The sequence below is a fragment of the Lactobacillus kullabergensis genome, from assembly GCF_000967195.1.
Classification (GTDB): domain Bacteria; phylum Bacillota; class Bacilli; order Lactobacillales; family Lactobacillaceae; genus Lactobacillus; species Lactobacillus kullabergensis.
Window position 1 is genome coordinate 187,343 of sequence record NZ_KQ033871.1, and the last position, 11,033, is coordinate 198,375.

Sequence of the window (11,033 nt, forward strand, 5' to 3'; positions counted from 1 at the left end):
GTGGTAAAAATGTTTGTACAAGCCATACATTGGTTCTTAGACTTAGGCTCAACAGTTGGTATACCAATTATTATCATTATTTTGGGTCTCATTGTGGGTTTAAAACCATCTAAAGCACTGATATCTGGGTTGACCTTAAGTGCTGGTTTTATTGGAATGAATATGGTAGTCAACATGATGGCTACTAACTTGCAGCCTGCAATTAAATTGATGGTTGCAAGATATCATTTGTCATTAAGTATTATGGATGTTGGTTGTGGAGTTGGAGGACCACTTGCCTTTTCCAGCTCATTAGGTGTTTTAGCAATTCCGCTAACTATTTTAATAAATCTGGTTTTAGTATGGATTGGTTTAACGAGAACACTAAACGTTGATATTTGGAATTTGTGGCAACCAACATTTATTGGTTTGCTGGTGTGGGCAGTTTCAGGTAATTATGTATATGGCATAATAGCTTTAGCTGGTGGCTTTCTACTGGAATTGTTGTTAGCAGACTTGATGCAGCCAATTACAGAAAAGTTTTTCAACTTGCCCAGTATTGCAGTAACCCATACAATGGCTCTTTCAGCTACTATTTTAGCTGTACCATTAAACTGGTTGTTTGATAAAATTCCAGGATTTAATAAATTAGATGCAAGTCCAGAAAAAATTCAAAAACGGTTTGGCGTTTTGGGCGATCCATTAGTTATTGGTTTCATTGTAGGAGTTGGTATCGGATTACTAGCTGGCTTTGATGTTTCTGGTATTTTACAACTTGGAGTTGAAATGGGTGCCACATTGAAGATTATGCCAAAAATGATTTCGATGTTTATGGAAAGCTTAACCCCGATTTCTTCGGCAACCCAAGAGTTTACTAAGAAGCATTTACACGGCAAAAAAGTAAACATTGGTATGGATGCTGCTTTAACTGTTGGTCATCCAGCTGTGATCGCTACTAGTGTTTTAATGATTCCAATCTCACTGTTCTTAGCCACAATTTTACCTGGTAATAAAGTTTTGCCTCTAGGAGATTTAACACTTTATGTTTATGTATTTACTCTATTAGTTGGTGCTTTTAAAGGCAATATTATCAGAAGTTTAATAGGAGCAGTTATCTATTCGGTACCAATGCTATATTTGTCTACTTGGCTCTCACCATTAGTGATGAAGAGTTTCAAGTTGGCCAACTACAGCATTAATACCAAAGGCGCGTTTTCATTTGAACTGTCTGGATTATGGACAAATTCAATTTTCGTTTGGATGACGCAAAACTTCGGTGTTATTGGTTTAGGTATTTTGATAGTTGTTTTACTTGGCCTTCTTTACTACTTAAATGTAATTAAGAAATTTAATGCTGGCCCAAGTGCAGAGAAAGGTGAATAATCATGAAAAAAATGTTAATTATGTGTGGTGCTGGACATGCTACTTCAACCATTGTCCACGCAAAAGTTAATGACTGGCTAAAAGAGAATGGCTTCGAAAATGACGTTGAAATTAAGCAATCGGCTGTCAGTCAAGAAGTTGAGAACATTCAAAATGGCAATTATGATATTGTTATTTCAACTACAATAGTTCCTGATGAAATTAAGGACAAGGTAATTAATGGCGTAGCGCTTTTGACAGGCGTTGGTACAGATCAAGTATGGGACAAAGTAAAGGCAGCTATTGAATCATGAGTTTCTATTTTGATGAATTAGAGCTAGAAACAGTTCAAGGCAGACCGTCTTATCATATGATTACGGAGCAGGTAAAAGATGCTATTAACAAAAGTAATATTGCTAATGGCATTTGCTTAGTACAAACAACGCATACAACATGTTCTATCTACTTTGACGAGTATATGCATGACAAAAATTACTATGATGATGATTTCCTGCAAGTTGATCTAACTAATGTGTTGGACAAGATAATTCCTCGTCAGCAATCAGAGAATTATCCCTATCTTAGTCCTGGTCCAGAACATATTGCCTATGGAATGAAAAAGACTGATCCTAATTATCCAGCGGTTAAATGGACGATGTTAAATACAGATGGTCATTTAAGGTCAGATTTCCTTGGTTCTAGCGTTACCTTGGGAGTTAAGCAGCATAAGCTACTTTTAGGTTCAGTTGGTCAGATCTTTTTTGCAGATTTTGACCAAACTAGAGCAAGAAAAAGGAAAGTTGAAATCATAATTCTGGGTGAAACAGATGAATAATTATGCCGCACTTTTCCAAGCTGAAGGCGAAGAAATTATTAAGCTTGGCCAAAGCATTAGTGAAGAAGATTTTACTCATTTACTAAAAACTTTAGAAAAAAATACTAATAATGTTTTTCTCACTGGTTGTGGTACTTCAGCAATGGCAGCTCGCAAAGTAACCCACACATTAAATGTTGTAGGCATCTCAGCTTTTTATCTTAATCCGTCAGACGCTGTTCATGGCGGTTTAGGACAAGTGAAAAAAGGCGATACTGTTATCTTCATATCAAAAGGTGGTTCTACTAAAGAATTAACCAGCTTTGACCAAAATGTTAAAGAGAAACAAGCAAAAATTGTCGCTATAACTGAAAATGTTGATTCTGTTTTGGCCAAAAATGCAGATTTGGTTGTAAAAGTTAAAGTTGAAAAAGAACTGGATGAGTTTAATATGTTGGCTACCACCAGTACATTGGCAGTAATTTCTCTATTTGATGTTATAGCTACAATACTAATGAAAGATGAAAATTTTACCAAAAAGGCCTTTTTATTAAATCATCCTTCTGGTAAAGTGGGGCAGCGACTAGCAAAGGATGTCAGAAATGATTGACGAATTTGATCAAATTATTAATGAACTTGGCAATATACATTGTGATCTCACAAATGAAAAAGCTGACCAAATTTTAAGAATGTTTTTGAATGCCAAAAGTATTTTTCTTTCGGGTGAAGGCAGAAGTGGCTTAATGATAAATGCTCTTGCAAATCGGTTAACGCAGTTTGGCCTTAGAGTGCATTTAGTCACTGAGATAACAGCACCAGCAATTGGTAAAGACGATTTATTAATTTTTAATTCTGCAAGTGGTAAATCATCAACTCTTATTTCGCAAGAGGAAAGTGCTAAAAGAGCAAAAGCAAAAATTATAGTTTTTACAGCCAATAAAAAGGCACCGCTTAATCAAAAATGTGATGTTACTGTATTAATTGAAGCTCAAGACAAGGATACAACTGGTTCTTCAATTCAGCCTATGGGAAGTTTGTATGAACAATCTTCTTTACTATTGTTTGACAGCTTGGTATTAAGAGCTCTTCATACTAATTTGGTTACAGCAAGTCAATTACGTTCAGTACACTCTAATCTTGAATAGGTGAGGAGATAAATGATGGGTGGCAACAGAGATTTATTAGATTTTTTACGACAAAATAATGAATCTTGGATCACTGCGAAAACTCTTGCAATGAAACTGGCAATTTCGGAAAGAACGGTGAAAAATAGAATAGCTCAGTTACGTCGAAACAATATTGAAATTGAAAGTGGACCAAAAGGTTATAAATTTAAAGGTAGTAATGAAATCCAGATAAAGAAAAGTAACTTACCGATGACTGTCAATCAAAGAAGTTCCTGGTTGATACGAAAATTGATTATGGCGGAAGAACCAATCAATATTTATGATTTATCTGGTCAACTTTACATTAATGATGTGGAGCTAAGAAAAGAAATAAAAAATTTAAGCAATGAGTTTTCCAACTTTGATCTGAAATTAGTTCGTTCTGGTGATTTTTATCATGTTGAAGGAAAAGAAGAAAATAAAAGGAAAATATTGTCATCAATCATATATCATGAATTGAACGGGACTCTGTTAAATGAAAAAGCTATTCAAGAATATTTTCCTAATGTCAAAGTTCATACAATTAGTAAAATTTTAAGTCAAAGTATTACTGAAACTAAGACAAAATTAGATTCTTTTAATTTTAGCAACTTCTTATTACACCTGGTAATTATGATTGATCGTTCTGATAAAACAATTGAAAAGTCCGATGTCAATAGAATTGATAATGTTTTAGTACATCGGCTTGTAGAAGAGATTAATAATAAAACTAATTATTGTTTGTCCGCAGATGATGTTAAGCAACTAGTAAATATGTCGGAATTATTAATAGGCAATCATAAGATTGAAGTACCCGAAAAGTCACAAATTAATAAGTTATTTAAGAGAATCGTTTTGTTTGTGAGAAAAACGTATGACTTAGATCTCGACGAAGAATTATTTAAAAAAAGATTTTTGCCACATTTATTACGTTTAATAGATCGTTTTAAGAATAACAATATAATTCATAATCCCTTAGCAAAAAATATTAAAAACTCTTCACCTACAATATATGAATGTGCTACTTTAATAGCATATGAAATAAATAATGTGTTAGGCATTTCAGTTAGTGAAGAAGAAATTGCTTTTATTGCTTTGCATGTAGGTAATATAGTTACCGAGCAAATCAGAAATGAAAATAAAGTTATTGGTCAATTGTTTATGCCGGAATATCATGGTAATGCTAAAGACACTGTAGACATTATTGATCAAAAATTTAATAATGATATGGCTTTGCTTAATACTATTACCGATGAATCTGATATTTTAGATGAAACGCAGCTGGTAATTGTGGCAGATTCAAAACAAATTATAAAAAATCATAATTTTGTGCAAATCTCTAGTTTTCTGTTACCTAATGACATTAATAAAATTCAAAAAGCAATTAAGCAGATTAAGGATGCAAATTTATCTCAAGAATTAAAACGTGGTCTGGCAAAATTTACATCTAAAAATAATTTTGTTAGAGAAAATGATAGTCGGAGCGCTTCAGAAATCATTCACTATATATCTACGCAATTTATTAAAGAAAAAAATGTTGGTCAGGATTTTGAAAAAAAGATCTTAGAAAGAGAAAAGCTTTCTAGTACAGCTTTTGGGTCAGTTGCAATTCCGCACCCTATTGATTATGATGCCGAGAAGAGCCAGTGGTTTATTTATATTAATCCTAAGGGAATAAAATGGGGAAACCAGTTAGTTTATTTAATTATTACTTTGGCTTCAAGCAAGAAGGATGAGAAGAAATTTCGTAAAGTTTTTGATGAGCTATCTGAGGTTATCATTAATGATAATAAAGTTTCCAAGTTAACTGCCAGTAAAACGTATGATGAATTTGTGAATGAAATTGTGAAAGTTGAATAATTAATTAGTAATATAAAAATGTATTGTTATTTCGGATAGCAGTACATTTTTTTGTTGGCAATTTTAAAAATTTACTTTCGCACTGTATAACTAAACCTTTATAATTAAGATACTACTTTTTTTAATCAATCTAATAAGTTGGGAGAACCTATGACTACAATTAGTAGCTTGCATGGCGTACCCGTAATTTCTAAAGTTTGTGACTTGCTAGTAGCAGCTACGGGATTAGTAATGGGACAACGGGGTGTCAATATGCCTCTAGCCTGCATTCGCGGTCTTGAATATGAAAAAGTTAGGCTTTTGGTATTGTCGATACCGTGAATTAGAATCAATCCGATTTTTCCAACTAGAAAGCTAAGATTACCAATTTTTTAAGAAAAGAATAGGAGAGATAAAAAGTGAAAATTATTTGTTATGGTGTAATTAAAATGGAAGAAAAAATTATTGAAAACTGGGCTCAAAAAAACCAAGTTGAAGTAAAAATCGTCCACGATTACTTGTCTGCAGATAATGCTGATTTAGCACAAGGCTTTGACGGAGTGAGTTCTGAAGGAAACCTTCCAGTCGGTGCCAGTGTTTATGAAAAATTTCGGCAATATGGCATTAAGCAATTATCCGTGCGGCAAGTTGGAGTTGATAACCAAGATTTAGCAGCCGCAAAAAAGAATGGCATTAAAATTACTAATGTTGCAGCGTATTCACCAAGGGCCATTGCCGAACTCGGTGTGACCGATGCAATGTATTTACTGCGTAAAATTGGGATTTACCAAGACAGAATGGCTCATGGGGATTTTACTTATGATAAAAGTACAATTAGTACTGAAATTTTTAATTGCACTGTCGGTATAATTGGTGCCGGTCATATTGGTGGAGCTAGTGCACACCTATACAGCGCACTAGGGGCTAAAGTTTTGGCTTATGATCCGGTTTATGACGCATCTTTGGAACCTTACCTCACTTATACTAACTTTGACACGATTCTTGCTGAATCTGATATTATTTCTTTGCATACGCCGTTATTAGCAAGTACTGAAAACATGATTGACAAAACTGCTTTTGATAAAATGAAGAAAAAGCCTATTTTAATTAACGTAGCTCGTGGGGGCTTGGTTGACACACAAGCTTTAATTGCGGCCCTTAAAAATGGACAAGTTTCTGCTGCAGCATTGGATACTTTAGCCGATGAAACAGATTTTTATGATAAAAAGAATATGCTGAACTCATTGCCGGAAGATTACAAGGAATTAAAAGCAATGCCTCAAGTTTTGATCACGCCGCACATTGCCTTTTTCACTAAACTAGCCGTTAAAAACAGTATTGAGATTGCTTTAAACGATGCTAAAACAATTATCTCAGGTGGAGAAGTAAAGAGTGTAGTTAACTTGTAAATAGATAGTGAAAATATTTTGGCCGCAAATGGTCGTTATAACAATAAAATGAAACAGCATCCTTAAACAAAAATAGCTAAGTTTTTACTTAGCTATTTTGTGGTTTCTCTGATTATTAATTTAGTTGGAATTAGAAATTGACTTCCTTTTTCATTTTGCTTATTGATGGCATGCATCATGCTGGTAACAGCTGTTTGTGCAATTTTTCTGGTATTTTGCTGAATGGTTGTTAACTTTGGTGTAACTATGTTAGCTGCAGGTACATCATCGAAACCAACAACTTGAATCTGTTGAGGAACTTGGTAACCAAGATTTTTAAGATATTTGAGTAATTCCATTGCAATACCGTCATCGACAGCGAATAAACTGTCAGTTTTGGGATTTTTTTGCAAAAATTTGACGAATGAAGATTGACTTTGTAACTTCAGTTCGTGGCGTGACTTGGCAAATTTAAGAGAATGATTTTTCAAACTTTCCTTAAAACCGTCAATTCTAGATTTAATTGAGCTACTAACTTTTTTGACTACGACTACAGGAGATTTTGCTCCTTTTTGAAATAAATAATTAGTTGCATCCAGGGCGCCCTGATAGTGATTAGAGGAAATAAAAACTGTATTATGAAAATTTTCTGGTTCACGATCAATACAAATGTATGGAATTTCTTTTAGAGAACTTTGAAATTTAAAACCATGTTGATAAGATCCGGAAATTACAATAATGCCATCAACCTTTTTGTTTTCAAGCATACGTAAGTATGCTTTTTCTTTTTGCTCATTTTTATCAGAATTACAAATAATGGTGGAATAGTTTTTGTTAAACAGCAACTCTTCAATTTTTTGAACCAAATCGGCAAAAAAGGGATTTTTAATGTCTGGAACAAGGATTCCGATAGTGAATGTAATATTCGTACGCAAACTACGGGCATTGTTATCGATTTTATAGCCAGTTTGTTCAATAACATCTAAAACCCTTTGCCTGGTTTTTTCAGAAAACCTGCCATTATTATTAATTACCCGTGAAACTGTTGCAGTTGAAACATTACATAATTTTGCAATGTCTTTAATTGAATATTGCTTCATTACCTACTCCTTCATTTATTGCCTAATTATATCATTAAAATAAAAAATGAAGATCCTTTTATAGTTAAACGATTGCTCTATTTATCATGTACTATTTAGAAAAACGTTTACAAAATAAAAATTAAGTGTAATAATATCAGTGTGTTGTGTGAGTAAACGATTACTCAAAAAAGGAGGAGAAAATGTCTTTAATACTAAGTCCGTCAATGATGTGCGCAGATTTTAGTAATTTAAAACAAGAAGTTGAAAAGCTGAATAACGCTGGAGTCGATATGTATCACATGGATGTAATGGATGGTAGATATGTTCCGAATTTTGCATTAGGACCAGAAGATTATCAAACAATCCGTTCCTTGACGAAAAAACCTATGGATGCTCATTTGATGATTGAAAATCCCCGTTCTTACATTAAATTCTTTAGTGATTTGGGAGCAGACATTATTTATTTTTGTCCAGATGCTGAAAAACAACCTGCGAGGACAATTGATGATATTCACGCTTTGGGTAAAAAAGCTGGAATTGCGGTAAATACGGGAACGTCTTTCAGTACAGTTCAGGAGCTTTTACCTAACGCAGACTATGTTTTAGTAATGACTGTTCATCCAGGATTTGCTGGACAGCCATTTCAAGATTTTGTAATGCCAAAGCTGGATCAGTTTATTGCAGCAAAAGAAAAGTATGAGTTTGTCCTAGGAATTGACGGAGCAGTTTCACGAGAAAAAATTAATCAACTGCATAGAAAAGGCGTTGATAATTTTATTCTCGGAACTTCAGCACTATTTAACAAGTCAGTTTCTTATCAGGAAACAATTGCTCAAATCAGAAAGGAAAATCAGTAAAAATGGTTGCAAAGAAAATAAAAATAGCTTTTGGATCAGATCATGTCGGCTTGGAACTGAAACCGACAATTATGGAATATGTTAAAAGTTTAGGTTATGAAGTTTATGATTTTGGGACAAAGAGTAATGAGCGAACTGATTACCCTATTTACGGTCAAAAGGTTGGTAAAGCCGTTGCTAATGGGGATTATGATCTGGGAATCGTAATTTGTGGCACTGGTGTAGGCATTTCATTAGCAGCAAACAAGGTAAAAGGTATTCGTGCCTGCGTATGCAGTGACTGCTATTCAGCTAAGCTCTCGCGAATGCATAACAATACAAATGTATTAGCTTTCGGCTCTCGCGTAGTTGGTCCAGAGTTAGCCAAGATGATCGTCAAAAATTGGTTAGAAGCCAAATATATTGGCGGTCGTCATGAAAGAAGGGTAGAAGAATTAGCAGCAATTGAAAGTGATGATGAACAAAAGTTTGATGAATTGGAGCACTCTAAAGAATTTGATGGCAAAGAACAATTTGAGGACCAATCATTGTAAGGGATAGGTAAAAAAAATGTCCGAAAATCTTGGCAAAAAAATCTTATCGTTAGTTGGGGGACAGGATAATATTACAAATATTACCCACTGTGCTACACGACTTAGGATGCGCTTAGCAAATAGTGAAATAGCTCATAAAAATAAAGCAAAAATTGAATCTTTAGATGGAGTCATTAGCGTTGTAGAAAAAGCTGGCCAGTTTCAAGTTGTTATTGGGCCAGCGGTACCTCAGATTTATGATCAGTTAATTGAAAACACGGATTTAACAAGCAGCGAAAATGAGCATACAGCTAAAGAAGAGAATACCAACTGGTTTCTAAAATTAATGGATGTTATTGGAGGAATTTTTACCCCATTGCTACCGTTATTTGCTGGGTCAGGTGTTTTTAGAGGGTTAGTTTTACTTGCAACACAATTAAACTGGTTATCTACATCTTCTTCTACTTATCATATTTTGACAGTGGCTTCAACGGCTGTCTTTTATTTCTTACCGATAATGCTTGCAGTTACCGCTGCTGAAAAGTTTAAGTGTGATAAATTTGTGGCTGCAGCCATTATGGGTGCTTTAATAATGCCTGAGTTTATGAAACTAATGGGTAGTACAGGCAATGGTACAGTTGTCCATTTCTTTGGTATACCTTTAGTGTTAATGACCTATACTTCAACAGTTGTGCCAGCTATCTTGGCAACTTGGTGTCTATCATACTTGGAAAAATGGCTAAGAAGTTGGATACCAACTAATTTACAGTTATTATTTGTTCCACTAATATCTTTATTTGTTATGGTGCCGTTAACTGCAGGAGTTTTTGGACCGTTTGGCGTATACGTAGGAGAAGGGATTTCAAATGTTATTAATTGGTTAATGAACCTTAACGGTTGGGTTGCAGGAGCCCTGATAGGTGGCGTGTGGAATATTTTTGTTATATTCGGCTTACAGTGGGCAGTTAACCCAGTAATGATTAATAATATTAGCAGCTTAGGTTATGACTATATTGTGCCATTAACATGTGCGGCCAACTTTGGTATGGCAGGAGCAACACTTGGTACTTTTGTCAGAACAAAAGACAAAAAAAATGAAGGCTTATTCTATCTCAGCGCTTTTATCAATTTTCTTTGCCGGCATTACAGAACCAGCGATATACGGTATTGGAATCCGTTATAAAAAGCCTTTAGTTGGAGCTGTTGCAGGAGGAGCAGTTGGCGGTGCGATTATTGGTGGAATGAAAGCTAAGGCATTTGCGTTTGTGTTTGGTGGTTTAACTACTTTACCAGCTTTCGTAGGTAAAACTTTTATTCCTTATTGTATAGGATTACTAGCCTGCTTTGTTGTCGGCTGTGTTGTCACAATGGTTTTAGGTATTGACGAGAATAATACCGAACAAGCAGCAGATAAATCTGATTCAGTACAACCTGTTTCAGATGAAAGTATTTTGAGTCCAATTTCGGGAGAGATTGAGGACTTAACCCAAGCTCATGATCCAGCATTTGCTGATGGTTCAATGGGTGACGGCTTTGTTATTGAGCCTAGTTCAGGAGATGTTTATGCACCATTTGATGGTGAAGTTACTATGCTATTTAATACTAAACACGCAATTGGCTTAACTTCAGACAATGGCGTACAAGTAATGATCCATATTGGAATTGATACAGTTAAACTAAATGGCGAATATTTTGAAAGTTTTGTCAAACAAGGAGATAAGATTAAGCAAGGTCAAAAGCTATTACATTTTGACTTAAATGCAATTAAAAAAGCAGGTTATGATTGCTCTACTGTTGTCATCGTTATGAATACTAAAGATTATCAAAGCGTTGAACTACTGAATGCAGGGAAAAATGATCATGGCAGTGCCACTTTGAAGGTTCAAGTTTAGCTTTTGTAATTTCTATTATAAGAAAAATATTAATTAATAGACTAATAAATTACAGTTTTGTTAACTTAATTTATTAGTCTTTTTTCTAAAATAAAAAGTTTTTTCACAAAGTAAATTGTTTTGATAGTATGTAAAATAAAAAATACCATTTTTATTTAATATC

Annotated in this window: 13 protein-coding genes; 12 read left to right on the plus strand and 1 reads right to left on the minus strand. The window is 34.2% G+C overall.

Going from position 1 to position 11,033, the window contains the following annotated elements; genetic code table 11:
• Window positions 1–9: 9 nt before the first annotated feature.
• The 8 genes from JF76_RS01420 to JF76_RS01450 all read left to right on the plus strand — a co-directional run bounded on the left by JF76_RS01420 (window position 10) and on the right by JF76_RS01450 (window position 6,548).
• Window positions 10–1,362, plus strand: coding sequence for a PTS galactitol transporter subunit IIC (locus tag JF76_RS01420; RefSeq protein WP_045927497.1), 1,353 nt, complete (start codon window positions 10–12; stop codon window positions 1,360–1,362).
• Between the two features lie 2 nt (window positions 1,363–1,364).
• The gene (locus JF76_RS01425) at window positions 1,365–1,655 is read left to right on the plus strand and encodes a PTS sugar transporter subunit IIB (protein WP_045927498.1); all 291 of its coding nucleotides are present in this window, start codon (window positions 1,365–1,367) and stop codon (window positions 1,653–1,655) included.
• A complete protein-coding gene (locus JF76_RS01430; protein ID WP_045927499.1) occupies window positions 1,652–2,176 on the plus strand; it encodes a YjbQ family protein in 525 nt (174 codons plus the stop codon). The genes JF76_RS01425 and JF76_RS01430 overlap by 4 nt, the downstream gene beginning before the upstream one ends.
• Window positions 2,169–2,765: a KpsF/GutQ family sugar-phosphate isomerase gene (locus tag JF76_RS01435; protein ID WP_045927500.1), complete on the plus strand. Its 597-nt coding sequence runs from the start codon at window positions 2,169–2,171 to the stop codon at window positions 2,763–2,765. Before JF76_RS01430 ends, JF76_RS01435 begins: the two co-directional genes overlap by 8 nt.
• Window positions 2,758–3,300 carry a 6-phospho-3-hexuloisomerase gene (gene hxlB / locus JF76_RS01440; protein WP_045927501.1) on the plus strand — a complete coding sequence of 181 codons (543 nt, stop codon included), beginning with the start codon at window positions 2,758–2,760 and terminating at the stop codon, window positions 3,298–3,300. Before JF76_RS01435 ends, hxlB begins: the two co-directional genes overlap by 8 nt.
• Window positions 3,301–3,315: 15 nt before the next feature.
• On the plus strand, window positions 3,316–5,160 hold the full coding sequence (locus JF76_RS01445) for a BglG family transcription antiterminator (protein WP_045927502.1): 1,845 nt from the start codon (window positions 3,316–3,318) through the stop codon (window positions 5,158–5,160).
• A gap of 150 nt (window positions 5,161–5,310) precedes the next feature.
• Window positions 5,311–5,481 carry a hypothetical protein gene (locus JF76_RS10195; RefSeq protein WP_156962739.1) on the plus strand — a complete coding sequence of 57 codons (171 nt, stop codon included), beginning with the start codon at window positions 5,311–5,313 and terminating at the stop codon, window positions 5,479–5,481.
• Between the two features lie 77 nt (window positions 5,482–5,558).
• Window positions 5,559–6,548 carry a D-2-hydroxyacid dehydrogenase gene (locus tag JF76_RS01450; protein ID WP_045927503.1) on the plus strand — a complete coding sequence of 330 codons (990 nt, stop codon included), beginning with the start codon at window positions 5,559–5,561 and terminating at the stop codon, window positions 6,546–6,548.
• Window positions 6,549–6,640: 92 nt separating this feature from the next.
• Here the strand turns inward: JF76_RS01450 and JF76_RS01455 are convergent, their stop codons facing one another.
• Window positions 6,641–7,627: a LacI family DNA-binding transcriptional regulator gene (locus tag JF76_RS01455; RefSeq protein WP_045927504.1), complete on the minus strand. Its 987-nt coding sequence runs from the start codon at window positions 7,625–7,627 to the stop codon at window positions 6,641–6,643.
• Window positions 7,628–7,809: 182 nt separating this feature from the next.
• On the opposite strand from JF76_RS01455, the gene JF76_RS01460 reads away from it, so the two are divergent.
• The 4 genes from JF76_RS01460 to JF76_RS01475 are packed head-to-tail and all read left to right on the plus strand — an operon-like array spanning window position 7,810 to window position 10,870.
• Window positions 7,810–8,466, plus strand: coding sequence for a ribulose-phosphate 3-epimerase (locus JF76_RS01460; RefSeq protein WP_045927505.1), 657 nt, complete (start codon window positions 7,810–7,812; stop codon window positions 8,464–8,466).
• Window positions 8,467–8,483: 17 nt separating this feature from the next.
• A complete protein-coding gene (rpiB, locus tag JF76_RS01465) occupies window positions 8,484–8,999 on the plus strand; it encodes a ribose 5-phosphate isomerase B (protein WP_045928895.1) in 516 nt (171 codons plus the stop codon).
• Window positions 9,000–9,015: 16 nt separating this feature from the next.
• Complete coding sequence (locus tag JF76_RS01470) at window positions 9,016–10,161, plus strand: PTS transporter subunit EIIC (protein ID WP_045927506.1); 1,146 nt, start codon at window positions 9,016–9,018, stop codon at window positions 10,159–10,161.
• Window positions 10,073–10,870 (plus strand): glucose PTS transporter subunit IIA, encoded by a 798-nt coding sequence (locus tag JF76_RS01475; RefSeq protein WP_045927507.1) that lies wholly within the window; start codon window positions 10,073–10,075, stop codon window positions 10,868–10,870. The genes JF76_RS01470 and JF76_RS01475 overlap by 89 nt, the downstream gene beginning before the upstream one ends.
• Window positions 10,871–11,033 lie beyond the last annotated feature (163 nt).

Coding starts and splice junctions, on each gene's coding strand:
- JF76_RS01420 (WP_045927497.1), top strand. CDS start 10: ATGTTTGTACAAGCCATACATTGGTTCTTAGACTTAGGCTCAACAGTT.
- JF76_RS01425 (WP_045927498.1), top strand. CDS start 1,365: ATGAAAAAAATGTTAATTATGTGTGGTGCTGGACATGCTACTTCAACC.
- JF76_RS01430 (WP_045927499.1), top strand. CDS start 1,652: ATGAGTTTCTATTTTGATGAATTAGAGCTAGAAACAGTTCAAGGCAGA.
- JF76_RS01435 (WP_045927500.1), top strand. CDS start 2,169: ATGAATAATTATGCCGCACTTTTCCAAGCTGAAGGCGAAGAAATTATT.
- hxlB (WP_045927501.1), top strand. CDS start 2,758: ATGATTGACGAATTTGATCAAATTATTAATGAACTTGGCAATATACAT.
- JF76_RS01445 (WP_045927502.1), top strand. CDS start 3,316: ATGGGTGGCAACAGAGATTTATTAGATTTTTTACGACAAAATAATGAA.
- JF76_RS10195 (WP_156962739.1), top strand. CDS start 5,311: ATGACTACAATTAGTAGCTTGCATGGCGTACCCGTAATTTCTAAAGTT.
- JF76_RS01455 (WP_045927504.1), bottom strand. CDS start 7,627: ATGAAGCAATATTCAATTAAAGACATTGCAAAATTATGTAATGTTTCA.
- JF76_RS01460 (WP_045927505.1), top strand. CDS start 7,810: ATGTCTTTAATACTAAGTCCGTCAATGATGTGCGCAGATTTTAGTAAT.
- JF76_RS01470 (WP_045927506.1), top strand. CDS start 9,016: ATGTCCGAAAATCTTGGCAAAAAAATCTTATCGTTAGTTGGGGGACAG.
- JF76_RS01475 (WP_045927507.1), top strand. CDS start 10,073: ATGAAGGCTTATTCTATCTCAGCGCTTTTATCAATTTTCTTTGCCGGC.